This window comes from Arthrobacter sp. PM3, from assembly GCF_003352915.1.
Taxonomy (GTDB): domain Bacteria; phylum Actinomycetota; class Actinomycetes; order Actinomycetales; family Micrococcaceae; genus Arthrobacter.
The window spans coordinates 1,409,024-1,431,590 of the sequence record NZ_CP022314.1 but is presented as its reverse complement, the minus strand read 5'-3'; the positions used below and the strand labels follow the sequence as shown (position 1 = coordinate 1,431,590).

The 22,567-nt window shown below is 66.5% G+C and carries 14 protein-coding genes; 7 read left to right on the top strand and 7 right to left on the bottom strand.

All coding sequences use genetic code 11. From position 1 onward, the window contains the following. The first annotated feature begins 34 nt into the window (after window positions 1-34). Entirely contained in the window at window positions 35-1,102 is a 1,068-nt protein-coding gene (locus CFN17_RS06585) for a ParA family protein (RefSeq protein WP_315968660.1), read from the top strand. A gap of 68 nt (window positions 1,103-1,170) precedes the next feature. Continuing rightward, window positions 1,171-2,445 carry a ParB/RepB/Spo0J family partition protein gene (locus CFN17_RS06580; protein WP_208750596.1) on the top strand — a complete coding sequence of 425 codons (1,275 nt, stop codon included), beginning with the start codon at window positions 1,171-1,173 and terminating at the stop codon, window positions 2,443-2,445. 5,912 nt (window positions 2,446-8,357) lie between these two features. Here the strand turns inward: CFN17_RS06580 and trxA are convergent. The 5 genes from trxA to CFN17_RS06555 all read right to left on the bottom strand — a co-directional run bounded on the left by trxA (window position 8,358) and on the right by CFN17_RS06555 (window position 14,288). Beyond that, a complete protein-coding gene (gene trxA, locus CFN17_RS06575; protein WP_208750594.1) occupies window positions 8,358-8,684 on the bottom strand; it encodes a thioredoxin in 327 nt (108 codons plus the stop codon). Between the two features lie 39 nt (window positions 8,685-8,723). Beyond that, window positions 8,724-9,680: a thioredoxin-disulfide reductase gene (trxB, locus tag CFN17_RS06570; protein WP_208750592.1), complete on the bottom strand. Its 957-nt coding sequence runs from the start codon at window positions 9,678-9,680 to the stop codon at window positions 8,724-8,726. A 176-nt stretch (window positions 9,681-9,856) separates the two neighbouring features. Next, window positions 9,857-11,470, bottom strand: coding sequence for an ABC transporter substrate-binding protein (locus CFN17_RS06565; protein ID WP_208750587.1), 1,614 nt, complete (start codon window positions 11,468-11,470; stop codon window positions 9,857-9,859). Window positions 11,471-11,641: 171 nt separating this feature from the next. Continuing rightward, window positions 11,642-13,726 carry a murein biosynthesis integral membrane protein MurJ gene (gene murJ / locus CFN17_RS06560; protein ID WP_208750585.1) on the bottom strand — a complete coding sequence of 695 codons (2,085 nt, stop codon included), beginning with the start codon at window positions 13,724-13,726 and terminating at the stop codon, window positions 11,642-11,644. A gap of 61 nt (window positions 13,727-13,787) precedes the next feature. After that, entirely contained in the window at window positions 13,788-14,288 is a 501-nt protein-coding gene (locus CFN17_RS06555; protein WP_208751374.1) for an NUDIX hydrolase, read from the bottom strand. A gap of 220 nt (window positions 14,289-14,508) precedes the next feature. Here CFN17_RS06555 and CFN17_RS06550 point away from each other — a divergent pair, with 220 nt between their 5' ends. The 5 genes from CFN17_RS06550 (at window position 14,509) to CFN17_RS06530 (ending at window position 20,610) form a co-directional block, all read left to right on the top strand. Beyond that, entirely contained in the window at window positions 14,509-15,987 is a 1,479-nt protein-coding gene (locus CFN17_RS06550) for a CCA tRNA nucleotidyltransferase (protein ID WP_208750583.1), read from the top strand. Further along, window positions 15,988-16,572: a histidine phosphatase family protein gene (locus CFN17_RS06545; protein ID WP_208750581.1), complete on the top strand. Its 585-nt coding sequence runs from the start codon at window positions 15,988-15,990 to the stop codon at window positions 16,570-16,572. A gap of 700 nt (window positions 16,573-17,272) precedes the next feature. Further along, window positions 17,273-17,503 carry a hypothetical protein gene (locus CFN17_RS06540; RefSeq protein WP_208750579.1) on the top strand — a complete coding sequence of 77 codons (231 nt, stop codon included), beginning with the start codon at window positions 17,273-17,275 and terminating at the stop codon, window positions 17,501-17,503. Between the two features lie 196 nt (window positions 17,504-17,699). Further along, on the top strand, window positions 17,700-19,169 hold the full coding sequence (locus CFN17_RS06535) for a glycosyltransferase family 87 protein (RefSeq protein ID WP_208751373.1): 1,470 nt from the start codon (window positions 17,700-17,702) through the stop codon (window positions 19,167-19,169). Beyond that, window positions 19,162-20,610 (top strand): NAD(P)/FAD-dependent oxidoreductase, encoded by a 1,449-nt coding sequence (locus CFN17_RS06530; protein ID WP_208750577.1) that lies wholly within the window; start codon window positions 19,162-19,164, stop codon window positions 20,608-20,610. Before CFN17_RS06535 ends, CFN17_RS06530 begins: the two co-directional genes overlap by 8 nt. Before the next feature lie 4 nt (window positions 20,611-20,614). Here CFN17_RS06530 and CFN17_RS06525 read toward each other — a convergent pair whose 3' ends face one another. Both CFN17_RS06525 and CFN17_RS06520 read right to left on the bottom strand, forming a co-directional pair. Further along, a complete protein-coding gene (locus CFN17_RS06525; RefSeq protein WP_208750576.1) occupies window positions 20,615-21,367 on the bottom strand; it encodes an ABC transporter ATP-binding protein in 753 nt (250 codons plus the stop codon). A gap of 43 nt (window positions 21,368-21,410) precedes the next feature. Beyond that, the gene (locus tag CFN17_RS06520; RefSeq protein ID WP_208750575.1) at window positions 21,411-22,508 is read right to left on the bottom strand and encodes an ABC transporter permease; all 1,098 of its coding nucleotides are present in this window, start codon (window positions 22,506-22,508) and stop codon (window positions 21,411-21,413) included. Between the last annotated feature and the right edge of the window lie 59 nt (window positions 22,509-22,567).

The window sequence follows — 22,567 nt, the reverse complement described above, 5'->3', positions numbered from 1 at the left end:
GCAGCAAGAGCCGAATGAGAGTGAGCGTGTCATAGTGAGCAGTAGCGAAGCCTCCACACAGCGGATCCCGCCGTTTGTGTCCCTGGGGTCCGCCCGGGCGTTTACGGCTCCCGCAGTCGCTCATGATTACTCCGGTACTCACACGGGACCGGTTGCAAGAGCCACCGGGATGGCCGGTGTTTCACGTGAAACGTCCTTGCCGCACCTTGGGACAGTGCTGGACTCCATCGACGACTCCAGCCCCATCGCCCGGGACCTCGCGCACGAGAACAAGCGCCGTGAACGGCTCCTGGGCCGGCAGTTGCCCAAGCCGGAAAAGACCCGGATCTTCACGGTGTCGAACCAGAAGGGCGGCGTCGGCAAGACCACGACGACCGTCAACATCGCCGCCGCGCTGGCCGCGGCCGGCCTGAACGTGCTCGTGATCGACATCGATCCGCAGGGGAACGCCTCGACTGCCCTGGGCATTGAGCACCACGCCGACGTCGACAGCATCTACGATGTCCTGATCAACGACGTCCCGTTGAAGGATGTTGTGGCCCCGTGCCCCGACATTGACAAGCTGATCTGCGCCCCCGCCACCATTCACCTGGCCGGCGCAGAAATCGAACTCGTCAGCCTCGTGGCACGCGAGCAGCGGCTGCGCCGGGCCATCGACGTGTATTCCAAGGAGCGCGCCAAGAACGGCGAGGAGCGGCTGGACTATATCTTCATTGACTGCCCGCCGAGCCTGGGTCTCCTGACGGTCAACGCCTTCTGCGCCGCCGGTGAAGTGCTCATCCCGATCCAGTGCGAGTACTACGCGCTCGAGGGATTGAGCCAGTTGCTGAAGAACATCGAGATGATCCAGAAGCACTTGAATGCCGATCTGGTTGTGTCCACCATTCTGCTGACCATGTACGACGGCCGCACCAACCTCGCGGCCCAGGTGGCAGCCGAAGTCCGCGAGCACTTCCCGCAGCAGGTGCTGGGAGCCGTAGTGCCGCGTTCAGTTCGCATTTCCGAAGCACCGAGCTACCAGCAGACGGTCATGACGTACGATCCTTCTTCCAGCGGCGCCTTGTCCTATCTGGAAGCCGCAGCGGAAATCGCTGAACGTTAGAATCTTTTCAAAATTTGCACTAGCCAGAGCCAGGTGCACGCCGGCTCTTCCACTGGAGGGATTTATCCATGAGCGATAAGCGACGCGGCCTCGGCCGTGGACTTGGCGCACTCATTCCAAGTTCCGCCGCGGCTAATACCTCCGGTAACGGTGCTGCCCCGTCCCGGCCTGTGGACCTATTCTTCCCCGAAGCCCGGAAGAAGGCTTCGGACACGGGACCGGGCGCGCTCTTGGATATTCCAGGTTCGATTCCCGAGCCGGGCCAGGACAAAGCAGCGCCCTCCAAGTCACCTGCAAAGTCTCCTGCCAAGTCGCAGACTAAGTCACCGCAGCCGGCAGCTTCGACGTCGGGCGACGCGCCCGGCGACGTAGCTCCTGCTGCGACCGAGCCCAGGAAGGCGCCGGCGCGGAAGCCCGCAGCTCCAAAGTCCTCGCAGGCCGGCGCTGCCGCCCCCGCCGGCGAGCAGCTGGCATTTGATGCCACTACCCACGTCGACGCCGCAGCAGAAGTCGAACTGGTCGCTGTGCCCGGTGTCAGGTTTGCCGAAATTCCGGTCACCGACATCCATCCCAACCGCAAGCAGCCCCGGTCCGTCTTCGATGAGGACGACATGGCGGAGCTCGTGCACTCCGTGCGCGAAATCGGCGTCCTCCAGCCAATCGTGGTCCGCACTTCAACCGAAGAAGGTGGCGAACCCTACGAGCTGGTCATGGGTGAGCGCCGCTGGCGTGCAGTGCAGGCCGCAGGCCTGGAAACGATCCCCGCGATTGTCCGCGACACCACTGACGATGACCTCCTGCGCGACGCCCTCCTGGAGAACCTCCACCGGAGCCAGCTGAATCCGCTCGAAGAGGCTGCGGCCTACCAGCAGCTCCTCGAGGACTTTGGTACCACCCACGAGCAGCTGGCGGACCGGATCGGGCGTTCGCGGCCGCAGGTGTCGAATACCCTGCGGCTGTTGAAGCTTCCTCCGCTGGTGCAGCGGCGCGTGGCCGCAAACGTGATCTCGGCTGGCCATGCCCGCGCCCTCCTGGCCCTCCCCGATGCAGCGGCCATGGAACGCCTGGCCCAGAAGATCGTTGCCGAAGGCATGTCCGTGCGCGCCACGGAAGAAGCCGTGACGCTGTACCAGAGCCCCGCGTCGCCGGCCAAGAACAACATCCCGCGGCCGGGTGCACGTCACGAGCGCCTCGACTATCTTGCATCGTCGCTGGCCGACCGACTTGATACCAACGTCAAGATCTCCCTGGGCGCACGCAAGGGTCGTGTCAGCATTGAGTTTGCCAGTGTTGAGGACCTGAACCGGATCATGGACGTCCTGACGCCGGGTTCATCCAGCTAGGATCCTGTATCCCGCCAGCGCCCTTGCTCCAGCCAGGGCGCTGATGGCCACGCGTCCCGGAGGGTCTGTTTCACGTGAAACAGACCCTCCTTTTGTGTGCCGGGTGCCCCCGTTCAGTTCTTCAAGCGTCCCCAAGCGCAGGCGCCCGCATGGGCACGTCCGCGGCGCATGTGTGCCCACGCTGTGCCGCGCGTTGTCTCCTGGGGAGCAATGCGCGTCCGGAAGCCCGACAATCGAACACATTCAACTGCCGATCTCCGGACGGCTTCACAAGGCCGGGGTGCGTCCGCACGGCCGGCGTCCCTAAGGGGCCCTTGGCAGGTATGCGTGCCGTGCGGCGTGTGATAGGTGGAATGACGGCGGAGTTAGGAAGTCGGCAGCAGGCCGACCAGGCACCGGCATGCTCGCGCCCTGCACTCTTGCGCCCTGCACTCCTGCGCACTGGCACTTTTGCGCACTGGCACTCTTGCAACAAATCCGGCTCGGATTGCGTGCAATGGCCCCCTCTTGGCACCCAACTGGGCCCGGAACTTCGGACGTCTGCGTTGCAGGCCAGCGCCAGTCACAGGTGCCGTCGGCGTGGAGCCCAGGCTTTGGTGATGTTCTCACGGAGGCAGACGCTGCCGCTGAGCCGATGCCGAGGTGCGTACGGCTGTCTGCCCGCCCTCCGTCGCACATGTGGACTGCCCTAGTGTCATCTTGCCACTGCTTCCCAAGATAGAGGCAGTCGTTGCGGACGGCTGCCAAAGGCCGGTTCTCTCAGTAGGGCCGGAACGTGTTGCTGCTGCCGAGCGAGCGCCGGCACGCAAAGGCGGACCGAGGGGCATGCCGCGCCTGCAAGTGGTGCTCATGCCGCCCCTTTCACGTCGCCTCGACCTCGGTGTGCCCCGCTGCTTCGGCCCCTGCGGCCACTGAGACAGTCGTGCAGGTGAATTGTAGGCTTGTCGTCGTCTCCCGACGCCCCTCGGCCTGCTGGGCGGCCCGCTGTGGGGTGGATGCGCCTGCTCTTGACCTCCTGGTTGCTGGCCGATGGAGTGCAGCATTCAGGGCCTGAGGAACATTGAGCACCTGGGCGAACGTCCCTCCTGCCGATGAAGCCCGTCTCCTCAGGCTTCGAAGTTGGACGGGAGGCGGTCGTGCTTGATCCGGAAGGTTCTGTCCGTGACTGCCATGCGCGACGGCGGCATGGCTGATCGGGAGGAAGCCAGGGACATGAACTGTGTTTCACGTGAAACACCATGATGCAGATGCGGAAGGAGGGGTTCGGTTTCACGTGAAACGGTAAGTGACTCGTCAGCAGGTGCATGGTTTCACGTGAAAGCTAGGTGACTCGTCACCTGCTGCACGGTTTCACGTGAAACGGCGACAGGGCGCCGGCGCCCCCGCGGTCGCGAGCGGTGCCAAAATTCGGCTGGCGCTCCTCCCCTCCGGGCTTGTGTGGTGATGCGCGAAGACTGAGGTGGCAGGGATTTCTGCGGACTGGCTCTGGCGGGACAGTTGATGGATGGTAAGCCGGGGAACCGGCCACCCATGAACCGGCCAGCCCCTGAACCGGACGGGAGTCCCCGATGGCGCCATCGTAGATCCGATCTCCACTAGACCTCCGACGGGACAGTCACGAGGGCGGAATGCCGGCATAGCGCCCGATGCGCACGCCAGGAGGTTACGCGGACATCATCCTCCACTCCTGCTGACGCCGTGTCACGGATGGGCGTCGCGCCCTGGCCAATGATTCCGTGTGGGCAGTTCACATCGGAGTGGCTCTGTCTCGACTCTCGCGAGGATGGAAGCCGCCAGGTCGTCCGCATTCGTGGGAGGCTGCATCCCCGCGTGCTGCTGTCGTCTTGCGTACCCGGCCTTACAGTTTGTGCTACTCGACTGCAGCTGGAGGATCGGTCATGCCCGAGTTCCTACCCCCTTAGCTACTTCCTGGCCCGACGTCCCTGACTCGGACCATGACCGAGCCATGATCCTGTCCGGCCCTGGAAGGGGATCGAGGTCGTCGTACCGAGGACCATAAGATGGGCCGCCGCTGCGCGCGTGTACGAGGACAGAGCCAGGAGTGGTCCCCCACTCATTGCTCCCCGCTCCCCCAGGGAGAACGTCCTGCATTGCCCAATGTCCCTTCGCATGCTCCCGCCCACCCTCTTCGGTCCGCCGATTGCGCGACGCTCGCGGCAACAATGCAACTTGGAGACTCCGGTCGGGTTCGAGCGGACGAGGCCCGCGATGCTAGGGCAAGGTTCACCGGGGGACGTTCACCGCGCGGGGACCACGTGCTTTGGGGTGGCTGGGCGAGCTGCTGCTGGCCGTGGGGCTTGGCATGCCGGCGTGTCCGGGAGGACGCCGCCACGTCTTGGAGGCAGCGGCGCTCCCCCCTCAGAAGGTTCTGTGGACGGCCGCATTGCGCCGGAGTCATGCCTCCATGTTTCGGTCTGAGGTGCCGCGTGAGGGACGTCGGCCGCGCGCTGTTCCTTCGATGTCCGACACCTACCGGATGCGTCGCCTCCTGGACGCTTCGTCTACTGAACGCCCCGCCCGCGTCGCTGGGGTGGCCTGCTGGCCGGCTGGTGGGTGGTGCCAGTGGCTCGGAGGGCGGAGACGTCGTTGTTGTCCTGGGTGGGCGTACAGGTGCATGAGGCCGCTCGATCGCTCCCGTGCGGGACCGGAGGCACGGCAGGCGTTGGCGCCCCGAGGCAGAGGGGCAGGACTGCTTTTGGCAATTCGATCCATCATCCACAGTGGATCGAACGGTGGATATCGCTGTGGATAACTTTGTGGATTATTCAAGGGCTGGGACGCCCCGCAGCCTCGGTCACTTAGACCTTGAGTAGCGGCTGGCCGGGGCGGGTGAACAAGCGCCGGCGCCATATCTGGTTTCACGTGAAACACATTGGTGTGGCCCTGCGGCGGTCGCCTGAGTCACGCAAGGGTCCGGTCAAATCGGCGTTCAATGGTTAATTTTCGGGCATTCTTGGGCGACTTTGGTCCAGTGGGAACACGTCCAGCCAAGGGGCCGCAGAACCTTGAAGTAAGGCTTTGGAAGCGGAGCTCGCGGTACTTGTTGGGGGTTCCCGGACGCGCGATTCAACAGGTGGCGAGCAGGTGTGAATAATCTCTCATGGCCTGTGGATAACTGTGTGAACAACTTCTGTGGAGAACGCCACATAGAACGAGGCGGTGCGTCCTTCCCGAGCTGCCCGACGGCCAGGAAGCGGCAAATCGAGTGGCTACCTGCGTGTCTACCTGACTGCTTATGGTGCTAGGAATCTCATTGAAAGGGCTCCCTGTGTACTCCCGGGCGTCGCTGACACGGGTGGTATCGGTGTCGCAGTGAGGCGGGCGGCGACGTCTAGAGAAGCCTGGCCGATTCCCGCCACCGGATCGACGAGGACCCTGTGTCACGAGGATCCGATGCCTGGCGGTGAACACTGTCCTTGCGGGATGTCGCTGACCTCCGACACGACTCCCGTGCAACCGGGCCAGAACTGCCAGAACTATCGGACCGGAGGAGACTCCCCCGGTCATTTCACCGGAGCGGCTGCTTCGGTGGTCGGCGGCTTGCTAGCCTGACAACCAGACACTGGGCACCGGGCACTGGGCTCATCCGGGTCCGCAGCACGGGCGGACTGGTTCCCAGGCAAGCATGCCCGAGTCTTTCTGGGAGGGGCCGGCTTCGTGAGCATCGTGGTCGCAGCGGTGCCTTGCGCGCAGTGGGCGGCTGCCGGGTCAAGGTCTTGCTGATCGCCGAGTGTGCAGCTGTCGGCGAAGTCCGACATGGAGCGACACCGGGTCGGGAGGACCTGGGGGTCCAGCCGGAATGCGGCGTGTGGTTCGGCTAAGACCTGCGTGTGGTGAATCGGCACGGAAGAGCCGACGAGCCTGACCGGTACCCGGAAGCCCGGACTGTCCCGGCACCACTCTTCCCCCTCGGAACAGCCAACGGCGGGGGTACTGCATGGCGGGTGAGCTACGCCTGCGTCTCCCGTTAGGGATCGGTCACGACGGTGGGCAGCACAGGGTCCGCGTCGGGCCGCCCGCGCGGCCGGGACACAGAAGCCGCGAAGTCAGGAGCGATGGAGGACGGCTTGCCGCGAGACCGAGCAGAGGGCGGTGTCTCATAGCTTGTGCGCGGGCTCCTGATCTTGGGCGTGTGGGCGGCGCCTTTGCAAGGCGACCTGAAGAGCATCTTCCGGCGCTTCACCGCAGGAAGGTTCGTTATCTCGGCAGCCTTGTTTCGCGGCCGGATGGCCTGCATTCGTGCCTTTGGCCATTGGCCACAGGCCGCTTGCTGCTGGTCACGGGAATTCTCCCAGCCTGGGGGCGTGGCAGTGATGGTGCCTGAGTCGGCCACCCCGACGTCAGGCACCCAAGATCGGCGGCCAGCTGCGCGTGCATCCTGTTTCACGTGAAACAAGACCGGCGGGCCGCACCGGCGGCTCGGGGGCTTCCACCCGCGTGCTTCCAGGAGTCCGGCGGCTGGTCGAGGGATATCGGAAGTGGGTTGGGCCCGGGGCCGGACCGCCACAAAGTCGTGGAGCGAACCTCCGTGCCATGGTCCGGCTTCTGGGAGACGCTGTGGAGGCTTCGGAGTCCACCCCGAGGGTTGGTCTCCATGCAGGATGAACGGGCGCGGCGAGCGGAAGGGCGGTGGCTCAAAGCTGCAGAGCCCGGGGAGGTACAGGTCCGGATTAAAATAATACGAAACTATCAATACGATTCAACGGCGCGCGGGCTGACTGTTTCACGTGAAACATTGGTCACCGTGTGGGGCGAACGGTTCAGGGACGCTATTCGACGACTCCATTCGACGACGCCATTCAGCGAGGACCGGCTTGAACTGCCAACTGTGGGAGGTAGTTCGGCTCCATCTGCGTGGCCTCGGATTGCTGCTAGCTAGGGCAAGTCCGTGCCTTGCGTATGCGTCATGCGCGGAATCTCCTCTGCTTCCGCTCGTCGGGACCGGTGACAGTGACGGGATGCGCGGCCCCATCCATTTCAAGTGGCCGGCCTACCAGGTCTCATGGGGAGGCCACATCCGAACTGCGCGTCTGTGGAGTCACAAGTCGCACGGCAGGCCCACACATGGAACACCCGCCAATGGGGTGGACGCCTCCGGACCTGGCGACTGGCCCCGGGAGAGCTGATGAGGAAGGCCCGTGGGGAGAGGGTCGCAGCCTCACTTCCGGGGGTCGGCGGTTCAACATTGCGCCTGTTGGCTTCGCTACTATCGCCGAACGCCCCACGGTACGTCCTGCCTGCGCTGTGTTTCACGTCCTTTCAAAGGGGGCGGCCGTTTCACGTGAAACATGAGCCCGGCACCGCTCTCGGCGGCCTGCGGACGGGAGGACCGCGATGCCCAGCGCAGGGTTGGCGGGTGGCCGGAGTTTCACGTGAAACGGTACGTCTCCGGAGAACTCCGGGAATCCGTGCAAATGCACTCCCAGCGGCCAGGATCACCAACGACGGTGTTCTCCTCGAAGCCCGCAGCGTGATCATCATGCCAGAGACCGGGCATTCGCAATGCTTCGAGCAAACAGGGCCTACAGACAAAAACATAAGGCCGAGGCAACCTCCAGCGTCTGTCAATGATCCCTACTCGCGACCTGGCGGACCTTTCCGGGGCTCCCCACTCCCCTCCTGCGCCCGCAACGCGGCTATGATTGCCCGCGATAGCGGGCGCTGAGATCAACGCGTCGGCACCGAACAAGTAGGCAACGAACGGGATCGTCACCAACCCGTCGACATCTGACAGTGGCGGTGACCAACAGATCGGTCGGAAACGAAAAAAGTGGCCCCCGCCAAAGCGGGGACCACCAAGGGCTGAACCGGCGACTAAGTCAGGTACTGCCCGGGATCAGCGGCTTTGCGGCACATGCGGACAGGCAAGCCGCGAAGCCTCGTCCGGATCCTTAGGACAGGACGTCCGCGAATTCCTTTTCAAAGAACTGCTTGGGCCGTGCGCCGATGACGGTGCCCTTGACCTCGCCGCCCTGGAACAGGTAAACAGCGGGGATCGAAGTGATGCCATACTCTGCAGCGATGGCCGGGTTGTCGTCAACGTTCACCTTGACCACATCGACCTTCTCGCTGTACTCCACCGAGATTTCGTCGAGGATGGGTCCGAGCTTGCGGCAGGGGCCGCACCATTCGGCCCAGAAGTCCACGATGACCGGCTTGTCAGAGGCCAGCACATCGGTGCTGAAGCTGGCGTCAGTTACATCTTTTGCGTTGCTCATAACCTTTGTCTCTCTCTTCGATTTGGTTGCTGCGCGCCGTTAGGCGTGGACATCTGCGAGGTAGTGCTCGACGTCGAGGGCCGCGACACAGCCGGAACCCGACGCCGTGATTGCCTGACGGTACGTCGGGTCAATGACGTCGCCGGCAGCGAAGACGCCCGGGACGCTGGTCTTCGAGGTGCGTCCGTCGACGGCGATGGTGCCCTCGGCGGTCAGCTCGAGCTTGCCCTTGACCAGGTCCGTCCGGGGATCGTTGCCGATCGCCACGAAAACGCCGGTGACAGCCAGCTCGGATACTGTGCCGTCCACGAGGTTCTTCAACTGCAATCCGGTGACCTTGTCCTGTCCGAGGACGTCTTCCACAGCGGTGTTCCAGACGAAGTTGATCTTCTCGTGGGCGAGTGCGCGATCAGCCATGATCTTGGAGGCACGGAGGGTATCGCGGCGGTGCACGACGGTGACGGACTTGGCGAATTTGGTCAGGAACAGTGCCTCTTCCATGGCGGAGTCACCGCCGCCGATCACCGCGATGTCCTGGTCCTTGAAGAAGAAACCGTCGCAGGTTGCGCACCAGCTGACGCCGTGGCCGGACAGTCGCTTCTCGTTCGGCAGCCCGAGCTCGCGGTAAGCAGAGCCGGTCGAAAGGATGATCGAGCGGGCCTTGAAGGTCTCCCCCGTGCCGATGGTCACGGTCTTGATCGCACCGTCGAGGTCCAGCTCGGTAACGTCCTCGAACTGGATTTCCGTGCCGAAGCGGGCAGCCTGCTTTTCGAAGTTTTCCATCAGGTCCGGGCCCATGATGCCGTCCGGGAACCCGGGGTAATTCTCAACGTCCGTGGTGTTCATCAGTTCGCCGCCGGCGGTGACCGAACCGGCCAGGAGCAGGGGCTTGAGGTTCGCGCGCGCCGTGTACACCGCTGCTGTGTAGCCCGCCGGCCCGGACCCGACGATGATGACATCACGTACTTCGGAGGCAGTGTCTTCTGCGTTGCTCACTGAACGGTGAACCTCTTCCTTTGTCGACGCGCCCGCCTCGATGGCCGGCCACATGGCACAACTATCGCCGGGCATTGAATATTCCGGCGCAAATGGGCATCACGGAGCGACGCCACTACTCAGGGTACCGGGTGAGGGCAGCTGCGGGCCGGAGGAGGCCCCGGATGACAGGGCCGCTACTGCACCTTGATCTCGGCCAGGCGCAGGCCGTAGCCGTAGCGGGTCTTGGGCGCGGCCAGCTTCGGAAGCGTCTTGATCGACACGATCACATACTGTGCCGTGACCGGTTCCGGCAGCTGCATGGTCAGGTCCGGGGACGTGAAGCTGTTGCTGCCGATCTGCTTCGCGCCGTCCAGGCTTGGCCGGTCATTGGTGAAGACACTGATGCTGCCGCCGGACGCGCCGAGTTGGCTCAGCGTTACCGAGGAAACCTTGGAGGGGCCCTTCAGCTTCACGACGAGCGGAACCTCGGAGGCCAGGCCGCCCCAGTCCTCGGTGGCAAACTCCATGTCCGACCAGTAGCTCGCCCCGTTGCCGTCGAAGGTCTTGACGAGGTCGGTGTCGTAGTTGCCGGCGAAATCGAAGTTGCCAATGCGCGTCACGTCCGTGATGACGGGAGGCCCGGCGGCCGGCGCCTCACTGGCGGAGGACGTGGGCTGCCCGGTCGACTGTTCGGGGGCGCTGGTCGACGTCGACGACGAGGTTCCGGCGTTCGTCTGCGGGCTGCTCTTGAAGAGGCTGCCAAGATTGGTGACAGCGAAGACGAGACCCACCACCAGGACGGCCGCCAGCAGGCCCCCAACGAGCCAGCGCGTGGAGCGCGGCTCCCGGCGGGCGCCGGTGTCTTCCTCATACTCTTCGTACTCGTCGTGGTCGACGGCGGTGCGTGCGGAGGCGGGGAAGTTTCCCGGAGCGCGGTTGACGGGCTCGTATCCGGCCCCGGCGGCCGCACCAGCTCCGGCGGCAGCGGCCGCTGCGGCACCCGCGCCGGCGTGGTGATCGGCAGCGCCCTGCCGGTCGGCGTCGGTGTAGTCGTCGTCGGACCACAGCGAGACTTTGGGCGCCGCCGCGGTTGCCGGCTGTTCCGCGGCCTGCTCGGCCGGGCGTGCCGGCTTGGCCTGCTGGACTGGCTGGGGCGCGGTGGTCTCCTCGACAGCAGGGTGCACCGCGGTCTCCTGGGGTGCTGTTGTGGGGGCTTTGGGAGCCCTGGCGGCGGCAGCGGCGGCCCCGGCCCCTGCTGCCGCGGCACCCGCCGCTGCCCCTGCGCCGGACGGCGCGGAGGCGGGACGTGCCGGAGCGCCCGCCGCCGGAGCAGCCGGCTGCTGTCCGGCAGCCTGCTGGGTCTTCCCATAGTTGATGTACCCGGCGTCGACTTCCTCGTCGTCGTAGAGTCCGTCATAGGTTTCGGGTTCGTGGGAACGGGCCTGGCCGAAGATCTCGCTGCCCAGGGTATCCGTGAAGAAGGGCTCCACATATGGCGGGTTGGAGGACACCACGAGATCCAGCAGGTCCGCCGCTGAGGTGTGGTTCGTGATCAGGTATGTGGTGGAGTCGCTGACGCCGAGGTCCAGGATCTGTACGCTGCCCGGGCGTTCGCCGGTGGCCACTTCGCGGGCGCTCTGGGCCACCTGATCGGCGTTGCCCGGACCGGCAACGAGGATGCTCACCGGACGATTGAGCACCTGGTCCACGCCGTCCAGCACCAGATCCTGGTCATGCGAGGTCAGTACGGTGGCAGTGACCTTGTAACGGCCACCGAGTACTGATCCGACATCGATCGGGTGGGACACTGGCTCCTCCTAGACTGTCCGGGACTTGCCGGCGTGGTCACGCCGCGGGCGACCGCACGCCCTCCGGTAAGCCGGTTGACCGCTGGTCTGCAACTCCCCTTGTTAGTCTTCGATCCTAGCCGATGCTCTGTCCGGCCCGTGTGAGCACGGCTATGTGAATCGGGGCCGGCCTCATTTTTTCTTTTTCCGGTTGAACGGGAAGTACGGGTTATGGCCTGCCGGCCCCTGGTAGGTCCGCCGGCCAGGCAGCGGCACATCCCCCCGGCCCAGGCCGCCCTGCGCGGTGCTGGGGAGATCCTCCGCCGGCAGGTAGCCGCCCTCCGGTCCGGCCGGACGGCCGTACGGCAACGTGTCGACGTCCCGAATGTCGGGACCGGCACGGAAAGACGCGGCGTCGAACTCGCCCGAGATCCGCGGAATCAGGCCGGTGTCCACCGAGACGGTGGCCCGCTCCGGCATCCGAGGCTCCTCCGCCGCGCCGGCACGGGCCTCCGTGCCCGCCTCCGCACCCGGCTGCGCGGCCGGCGCTGCGGCGGCACCGCGCCGGAGCCGGCCCAACAGCGGCTGCAAGAGGTCCTGGAGTTCGGTCACCCGGAACATCTTCAGCAGCAGGAAATAGGCGGCCAGCATGACGGGACCGACGACGACGATCGTCACGAGGGCGGCCATCCGGTCGCTCCAGGCGTAGCCCTCCGGGTTGTAGCTGCCCAGCAGCCACAGGGCCACGGCTCCGGCCAATGCGGAACCCAGCGCCGCGTACCCCATGCGGATATAGGAGCTGGCCACGCGGGGACCGTCCAAGTGGCCCAGGAGCCGGCGCAGGAAGATCGCGCTGACAATCACGGAGAGGATGTTGCCGCCGGTGTACAAGGTGGCGATCGCGAAGATGATCTGGTCGAACGCCAGGAACTGGATCGCGAACGCGGCCACCACATTGACCAGGGCGAGCACCAGCTGGATGAAGAAGGGCGTCCGGGCGTCCTCATTGGCGTAGAAGACCCGCGACATCATGAAGTTGGCGCTCATGAACGGCGTGCTGAGGGCCAGGATGGTGAGGGTCTGGGCCAGCATGACGCCGTCCTCGCGCACGCCGCCGGAGAAGAACATGCCCAGCGGCCCGGCCAGCGCGAAGAGCGCCAGCGCCCCGAAGACCGTGGCCACGGCCATGGTCCGCAACCCGTGCGAGAGCGCGCTGCGAAGTGCCGCCCGGTTTCCGTCCTGCGACGCCCGGGTCATCCGGTTAAACAGCACGGTGGCCAGGGACAGGGCAATGATGGAGTGCGGCAGCAGATACAGCTGGCTGGCGACCTCCAGCACGGCGTTGCCCGGCATGCTGGCCGCCGCCGGGTCTCCGGCCTCCTGCAGCCGGAGCCGCTCCGCGCCCGGGATAGTGGCGATGCGCATGACGTAGAGGAACGCCAGTTGCCCGACGGCGGCCGTCGCCAGGGTCCAGACGCTCAGTTTTGCAGCGTGGCCCAGCCCGACCCCGCGCCAGCCGAAGCGCGGGCGCAGCCCCAGCCGGAGCCGAAACACGGGAATGAGCAGGACGGCGGTCTGGGTGACGACGCCGATCGTGGAGAAACCCGCCACGAGGAGTGTCTGCAAGGGGCCCCAGTTGTCAACCGTGTGGGGATTGGCGGCATTGGCGCCCATGATGCCGATAAACATGCCCAGCCCGGCAATCGCCACGATGTTGTTGACGATCGGCGCCCACATCGCCGGCCCGAACGCCCCGTGGGCGTTGAGGACCTGCGTAAGCAGGGCGTAGAGGCCGTAGAAGAAGATCTGCGGGAGGCACCAGAACGCGAACGACACCGCGAGGGCCTTCTGCTGCGGTGAGTAGCCCTGTGTGGTCAGCTGAATGACCCAGGGTGCCATGAGCGTGACCAGCAGCGTCAGCACCAGCAACACCAGCACGGCCAGGGTCAGCAGCCGGCTGATGTAGTCGGCTCCCTTGTCAGGGGCCCTGCTGGCCTTGATGATCTGCGGCACCAGCACGGCGTTGAACACCCCGCCCGCCACCAGCAGGAAGATCAGGTTGGGGAGGTTGTTGGCGTTGATGAAGGTGTCGTTGACGGTGGAGCCCAGGCCCAGGGCGGCCGCCAGCATCCAGGTCTTCGCGAAGCCCAGGAAACGCGAAACGAGCGTTCCGGCGGCCATGATGGCGCTGGAGCGGGCTTCTCCGGATTGGACGGCCGGGGATTCGGCGCGGCCGGAGGGTACGGGGGCGGGTTTGGCTGATGACATCGTCTTCATCGTCTCACCCGCGCGGGGCATTAGTCGCTATCCGGGGCCGTGACCGGCCGCCTCGGGGACGTCATTGGTCCTCCGGGAGGACTTCCTTCGCCAGGTCCGCGATGCGGCGTTCGTTGGGAAAGGACAGCTTGCGGGCCAGCTCCTGGAGCGGAACCCAGGCAACGTCCACGGCTTCCTTGTCAGGATCGTTCTCAATGGTCAGCTCCCCGCCCGTGGCGCGCAGGAGATAGTGGTGCACGGTCTTGTGGACACGGTGCCCGCTCACGGTGAACCAGTAGTCGATGCTGCCCAGCGGCGCCAGGATCCGGCCTTCGATCCCGGTCTCCTCGGCGATCTCGCGGACGGCGGCTTCCTCATTGCTTTCCTTGCCTTCCGGATGCCCCTTCGGCAGGCACCATTCCAGGCGGCCGCCGCGGTTAAGCCGGGCGATGATCGCCACCCGCAGTTCGGCGTCGGACATGTCCACCACGACGCCGCCGGCGGAAACTTCCTCCACAGTTGGCAGGGACGCCTGGCCCGCGTGCTGCACGGGCGCGACATTGGCACCTATTGCCGACGGCAACGGTGCGTTTGTCCTCCTGCCGGGAGCACTCGGTACGGGATGGGCCATGAGGTCCACTCTAACGACTCTTGCCCGCTGTTGATGACCTAAACATGACAGGAAAGTAGACGGCCGGGAAAGTGGTCCGGCGCCCCTTCACCCGGCAATCGTGACGAACCCGCCGGATCCCCGGGGGCTCCGGTGTGGTGCTGGCGCGGATTTCTGACAAGCTTAAGTAACTATGGCGCACGCAGATCACAAGACTGACTCCCACACCGTCTCCTTCCAGGTGGACCCGGTGGTTCTGGAGCTTGGGCAGCGCTTTGTCGACGCCGGCCATGAGCTGTCCCTGGTGGGCGGCCCCGTCCGCGACCTCTTCCTCGGCCGGACCTCCCCGGACCTTGACTTCACCACCGATGCCACACCGGATGAAACCGTCGCCCTGATCAAGAAGTGGGCGGACACCTACTGGGAGATCGGGCGGCCTTTCGGCACCATCGGGATGCGCAAGGGCGGCTTCCAGATCGAAATCACCACTTACCGTGCCGACGCCTACGATCCTGAATCCCGCAAGCCCGTGGTGGCCTTTGGAACCTCACTCACGGATGACCTGCTGCGCCGGGACTTCACCATCAACGCGATGGCCCTGCGGCTGCCGATGCTGGAGCTCGTGGATCCCTTCGGCGGCATCCGCGACCTTCACGCCTCCGTCCTCAACACCCCCGGGCCGCCGGAAACCTCGTTCTCCGACGATCCCCTGCGCATGATGCGCGCCGCCAGATTCGCCGCCCAGCTCGGCGTGTCGCTGCACCCGGAGGTCCGTGAGGCGATGGTCCGGATGGCCGAGCGGATCAGCATCATCTCCGCCGAACGCGTCCGCGACGAACTGACCAAGCTCATCTGCGCCGCGCACCCGCGCGCCGGCGTGGATCTCCTGGTGGACACCGGCCTCGCCGACCTCGTCCTGCCCGAAGTCTCGGCCCTGCGCCTGGAAGCCGACGAGCACCACCGCCACAAGGACGTCTACCAGCACTCGCTCCAGGTCCTGGAGCAGGCCGCCGCCCTGGAAACGGAGGCGGACGGCCCGGTTCCCGGGCCCGATTTTGTGCTGCGGTTCGCCGCTCTCATGCACGACGTCGGGAAGCCGGCCACGCGCCGCTTCGAAGCCGGCGGCGCCGTCAGCTTCCGCCACCACGACATGGTGGGCGCCAAGCTGACCACCAAGCGCATGAAGGCGCTCCGCTTCGACAACGACACCATCAAGGCCGTCGCCCGGCTGGTCGAGCTGCACATGCGCTTCTACGGCTACGGCGACGCCGGCTGGAGCGATTCCGCGGTCCGCCGCTACGTCACCGACGCCGGCCCGCTCCTGGAGCGGCTGCACCGGCTCACCCGCTCGGACGTCACCACCCGCAACCAGCGGAAGGCGGACCGGCTGTCCTTCGCCTACGACGACCTCGAGGACCGCATCGCCGCCCTGCGCGAACAGGAATCCCTCGACGCCGTCCGCCCGGACCTGGACGGCGGGCAGATCATGGCCCTGCTGGGACTCAAACCCGGCCCCGTGGTAGGCCGCGCCTACAAATTCCTGCTGGAAGAACGCATGGAACACGGCCCGCTCGAACCCGCCGTCGCCGAGTCCCGCCTGCGGGACTGGTGGGCGGCCCAGCCCGAAGCGGCGCCCGCCGGCGTCGACCCTTCCACCCCTGAGGAGTCCTAAGTGAATGCACCTTCCAACGGCCCCCGCCCCCAACTATGGATCCTGCGGCACGGTGAAACTGAATGGTCCAAGAGCGGGCAGTACACCGGGCTCACCGACATGCCCCTCACGGTGGAAGGCGAGCAGCAGGCCGTGGAGGCGCGCAGGGTGCTTGAGACGGTCGACTTTGACCTCGTGCTGACCTCCCCCCTGCGCCGCGCGCGCCGGACCGCCGAGCTCGCCGGCTACCCCGATGCCCAGCTGGAACCGCTCGCGGTGGAATGGGACTACGGAGACTACGAGGGCATCAGCTCGGACCTCATCCGCAAGGACAACCCGGAGTACCTGATCTGGACCCACGGCGTCCCCAACGGCGAGGCGCTCGACGACGTCGCCGCCCGGGCGGACAAGATCGTGGCCCGGGTGCTGGAATCGGGACTGGACAACGTGCTGATCGTTGCGCACGGGCATTTCTCCCGCATCCTGACCGCCCGGTGGCTTGGACTCGACCCCCATGAGGGCCGGCATTTCGTCCTGGGGACCGCGAAAGTCTGCACCCTCGGATGGGACAAGAAAACGCCGGCGATCGTCCGCTGGGGCCTCTGAGCCTGATTCCGGAAATAAAAAATTCAAAAACTTTATGAATTAGGTAGGCAACTGCCATATTCGTGGTGTATTTTTATTTCTGACCCCAGAGCGGCTTGCCGGGGTCACGGCGCACGTCGCCCGGCCAGTCAGCCGGAGCCACGGCAGGACGGAAAAGGAGGTTGGGATAATAATGATTACTTTGACTAGCGGACGGATGCATTTCACCACCGCGATCCCGGCCCTGTTCCCTGTCGTGCGCCCGAATTCAGGACTGACCGTCTCCTAACCGCCTCTCCGTCCCGGACACTGCTGCCCGGGACCGCCGGATGCGGGCTTCCCCTAGGGAAGCTTCCTGACGCCAGCCTGATCACGCGGAAACGCGCATTCAGACGAGAGCCGACAGCCGGAACAGCGCGGTTGCGCAGCACCCCATAGTTCGGAACCCAGCTTCCTGTTGGGGTGTGCGGCGCTACTGCGTTCCGGCCGCTTTCCAGCACATAACCTGCCATGCCCGGAATTTCGGCTTATTTAGAGCATTGAAATTATGCGCCTAATTGGCGTGCCCGGATTCGGCGGCTCGAATTCATTCGGTTCAAAAGCGATGCACTGCAGGGCTTTATTGTCATGCCCAAAAACTCTCTGTCTATTCATTCGTGTCCGTTTATCCGGCCGTTCCCGTACCCGGGGACGGTCAGCAACCCCGCCAGGAAGGTCGACCGTGACTACCGCAACTACTCCCCCTGCCCCCCGAAGCACCGCGTCCGCCACCCGGCAGCCGCAACTGAACCCCAACGAGGAGGTGACACCCATGATGAAAAAGCTCTACAAGGCCCTATTCCTGACCAGGAAGCCGGCCCGCAGCGAAGCACCCCGCTTCAACGGTCAGCTCCTGGACCAAAAGCGTGACGACGTCTTCCTCGCGCTCTACCAGGCCGGGCTCAGCCGCTGACCGGACACTTCCGCCGTCGTTCCTGGCAGGAGCGAAAGCAGGCACCGGCAGGACTGTCCGCAGCGAAGGAGACTTCATGATCCACATCGGAACCGATTCCCGGGAGCCCGTGCGGCGACGCGCGGGCTCCCCCCTTTAAGCACCGCCCGTTAAGCCTCGCCGGATGAGCCTCCTACGGCCCGGTAAGCTCGAGGTCATGCAGGAGACAAAGCCGCCGGAGCACCGCAAACGGGCCCGATTGGTCATCCCGAGCCGCAACGACCCTTTCCTTCGAAACTTCACCGAACTCGTCGGCGGCCCCCTGGGCAACCGCTCGGCCCCCGGGATCGTCTCGCCCGGCTTCTTCACCGTGGACCGCGTCCTGGTGATCCTCACTGTTCTGGCCGCCCTGGCCGGGATTCTGCTCAAGAACTACTGCCGCACCAACGGCTGGGCAACCCCCGGGCAGTTCTACGCCACGTGCTACTCGGACTTTCCGGAGCTGTTCCGCAACCGCGGCCTGGCCGACGGCGCCTTCCCCTTCATCACCCAGGGAGCCCTCTTTGAGTACCCGGTCCTCATGGGACTCATCGCCGGCGCCACGGCGCTGCTGGTGCCCGGCGCCGGCACGGGAGAGAACCGTATTCTGGGGTACTTCGACGTCAATGCCACCCTGATCGCCGCCGTCTGGATCATCACCGTCCTTGCCACGGCCCGGACGTACCGCCGGCGGTCCTGGGACGCGGCGATGGTTGCCCTCGCCCCCGGCATCGTCCTGGCCGGCGTCATCAACTGGGACATGTGGGCTGTGTGCCTGCTGGCGCTCGGCATGTATTTCTTCTCGCGCGACCGGCTGGTCGTGGCCGGAATCTTCATCGGCCTCGGCACGGCCACCAAGCTCTACCCCGTGCTGATCCTCGGGGCCGTCCTGTTGCTGGCGCTCCGGACCGGACGGCTTCGGGCGCTCCTGGTCACCGCCGGGTCCGCGGCCGTGGCGTGGCTGGCGGTGAACGTCCCGGTGGCTGCGACCAACCCGGACGGCTGGAAGTACTTCTACCAGTTCACCCAGGAACGGCCGGCCGGCTACAGCTCGCCCTGGTTCGCGTACAACCTGGTGGCCGGGCGCCTCGGCTGGAACCCGCTCGAGGCCCAGCCCATCAACACGTTGGCCTTGGACCTGTTCTTCGTGGCCTGCGTCCTGATCGCGGTGCTCGCCCTGACGGCGCCGCGGCGGCCGCGGATCGCGCAGCTGGCCTTCCTGATCGTCGCGGCGTTCATCCTCACCAACAAGGTCTACTCGCCCCAGTTCGTGCTCTGGCTGATCCCGCTGATCGCCCTCGCCCGGCCCCGCTGGCGTGACTTCCTGATCTGGCAGGCCATCGAAGCCTTGCACTGGGGCGCCATCTGGATGTACCTCGGGCAGGCAACCAGCGGTGGGTCGACCCAGCACAACATCGACATGCCGTATTACGTCCTGGCGGTGGTGGCCCACATGGCGGCCACCGGCTACCTCATGGTGCGGGTCGCCTGGGACATCTGGGAACCGTCCTCGGACGTGATCCGCCACCAGCGCGTCGATGATCCGCACGGCGGACCCTTTGACGGCGCCTCGGACTGGTTGCGGGTGGATCTCCGCCGCCCCGCGGAGTCCCTCCTGCCCTGGCGGAGGGCCGCCGCGGGTGACTGACGTCGCCGTCGTCGGTTCAGGCCCCAACGGGCTGGCTGCCGCGGTGACCATGGCGCGGGCCGGGCTCAAAGTCCAGGTGTTCGAGGCCGCCCCCACCCCCGGCGGAGGACTCCGGACGGCCCAACTGATCGAACCCGGCCATTTCCACGATGTCTGCTCGGCCGTGCACCCCATGGCCCTGGCGTCCCCGTTCTTCCGCCGCTTCGAGTTGTCCCGGCGCGTGGGCTTCGCGGTGCCGGACATCTCCTACGGGTCCCCGCTCGACGGCGGCCGGGCAGCACTGGCACACCGCTCCCTGGAGCGCACGGCGGCCGGGCTCGGGCGGGACGGCGCAGCCTACCGCCGGTTGATGGCCCCGCTCGTGCGCCGGGTGGAGGGCGTCGCCGGGCTGGCCCTGAACCATCTCCTGCGGATTCCGCGGGATCCCGGCGCGGCTGCCGTGTTCGGCGCCCGGACGCTCGAACAGGGCACACTGTTCTGGAATGCGAGGTTCCGGGACGATTTAGCTCCCGCGCTGCTCAGCGGGGCTGCCGCGCATGCCGTGGGCAGGCTGCCCTCGGCCACCGCCGCCGGTGCAGGCCTCCTGCTCGGCGCCCTGGGCCACGCCGGCGGCTGGCCCGTCCCGCTCGGCGGGTCCGCCGCAATAGCCCGGGCGCTGACAGCCGACCTCGAAGCCCACGGCGCAGTGATCCAGACCGGGACGCGGATCAGTTCACTCGCCGAACTGCCGCCGGCCCGCGCGACCCTGCTGGACGTGGCGCCCCCGGCCCTGCTGCGCCTGGCGGACGGGCAGTTCCCGGCCGGCTACCGGCGCGCCCTCGAGGCCTTTCGTTTCGGGAACGCAGCCTGCAAAGTGGACTTCATCCTTTCCGGGCCCGTGCCGTGGGCGGCCGGCGGGCTTGCCGACGCCGGGACCGTCCACGTGGGCGGGACCCGGGCCGAGATTGCGGCGGCGGAGAACGAAGTCGCGTCCGGCAGGCACCCGGACCGGCCCTACGTGCTGGTCGCGCAGCCCTCACGCCTCGATCCCGGCCGCGCCCCCGCCGGCCGGCATATCCTCTGGACCTACTGCCATGTTCCGGCCGGCTCCACAGTGGACATGGGCGAGGCCGTCATGGCGCAGCTGGAACGCTTCGCACCGGGATTCCGGGACCTGGTGGTCCACTTCAGGGTCACGACGGCGGCCGGGCTGGCGGCGTACGACGAGAACTACGTCGGCGGGGACTTCAGCGCCGGCCGGATGGACCTTCGCGGCGTGTTCCGGCGGCCGGTCCTGAGCCGGGTGCCGTGGCGGACGCCGCTGCCGGGCGTGTACCTGTGCTCGTCCTCCACGCCGCCAGGACCCGGGGTCACCGGGATGCCCGGCTTCCACGCGGCCGGCCATGCGCTGCGGGACATGTTCGGGATGGGCGTCCCCGACCTCGGTTACCGGCGCCCGTGACGCGCTAGCCGAGGCGCGGCGCTGCGGCGGAAAGCCGCCGGTCCGGTGCCGCCGCAGCGGAAAGTCGCCCGTCGCGCATGTTCGCCACGGCATCCGTCAACGCGACAAAGTGGGTGTCGTGGGTGACCATGACGGTGGCCACGCCGAATTCGTCCGTGACCTGCCGCAGCAGCCGGACGATCGCGTCGCTGCGCTCATGGTCGAGGGCCGCCGTCGGCTCATCCACGAGCAGCACGGCGGGACTGCCCATGAGCGCCCGGGCGATGTTGACGCGCTGCCGCTGGCCGCCGGAGAGCTGGTGTGGCCGCTTCGACAAGGACTGGGCGAGTCCCACGAGATCCAGCAGCTCCGTGGCGCGTTCTGCCGCCTGGCGGGCGGTCCCGCCGCGCAGCCGCTGGGTGATCACCAGTTGCTCCACAGCGGTCAGTGAGGGCAGGAGGTTGGGCTGCTGAAAGATGATGCCGATCCTGTCCCGGCGCAAAGCCGTGCGGCCGGCGTCGGACAGGCTGCCCGCGTCCTGCCCGTCGATCAGCACCAGGCCCGCCGAGGGCCGGACGAGGGTGGCCGCGACGGCCAGCAGGGACGACTTCCCCGACCCCGAGGGGCCGATCAGGGAGACGAACTCCCCCGGGCGGACTTTGAGGCTGACCTCGTCCAGGGCCTTGAGGGTGCCGTCTCCGTCCGGGTACTCCAGTGTGACGTTGACAAGGTTCAGGGCGGAATTGGTAGGAACGGAATTGTTCTGGGCGGGGTTCACAAAATATGCCTTTCTGGGAATGTACAGGGCGGTGCTGGTGAGCTCAGTTGCCGCCAAGGGCGATCAGTGGATCGACGCGGGCGACGCTGCGGACGGCCAGGGCTGCGCCGGCCAGGCCCAGGATCACGATTCCGGCCACGGGCAGCAGGGTTGTCCAGGGCGTGAGGAGGAACGGCGCGGCCCGGGAGGCGAGGACCCCGGCGGCGGCTCCGGCCGCTCCCCCCGCCGCGGCACCGGCCAGCAGAATCAGGGCTGCCTGTGCCATGGCGTCGCGGAGAACGTAGCGGGCGGACCCGCCCAGGGCCTTCAGGACGGCGATGTCACGGGTGCGCTGCACCGTCCAGACCGTCAGGAAGGCGACGATGACGAGTGCTGAAATGCCGTAGAGAAATGCCTGCATGAGCAGTAGCGAGCCGTTCTCGCTCTTGTAGGAGCCAAGGGCCTGGAAGGAGCCGTCCACGGTGGTGCTGACTGTTCCCGCGGCCGCGTTGGCCGCGGCGACGTCCGCGCCGGCGCTCCCCGGTTCAAACGTCACGGCGAGCACCGTTGCGGCGCCCGCGTCCCGGACATGCGCCAGTTTCTGCCAGTCCGCGAGGGTGGTCCAGACAACGCCGGTGTGTGAGTACCACTGATCCGGAACGATGGCCGTCACGACGAGCTCCGTGCCGCCCACCGACGCCCGGCTGCCGAGGCTGAGGTCCAGTTCCTGGGCCAGGCCGGTTCCGACGGCGACGCCCCCCTCTGACAGCCGGGCGGGAGCAAGGCCTGTGCCGGGGTCGGCGCCGAAGACGGCCACGCTGGCGGTGCGGGCCGGGAGGCCCCCGGCGCCCAGCGCCTGGAACCGGCCCTGGCTGATTCCCAGGGCCTCGGCGCGGGCGACGCCGTCGCGGGCCGTCCACTGCGCCTGCTGGGCGCGCGTGACCTCCGACTCCGTGAACGAGGCCTTGGGCTCGCTGCCGGCCGGGGCGCCGAAGACCACCTGGTCTGCCGGAAGGGCGGCGAGGGCCGACGTCGACTGGTTGCCCAGCCCGGCCGTGAGGCCGGAAAGCATGACGAGCAGGAGCGTGATGAGGGCGACGACCGCGCCCATCAGGGCGAACCGGCCCTTGGCGAAGCGGATGTCGCGGATGGCGAGATACATGGTTGTCCTTTGTGGTGACGTAATTGGCGTTTCTTCCAGCCTTCCTGCCGCCCCGGATG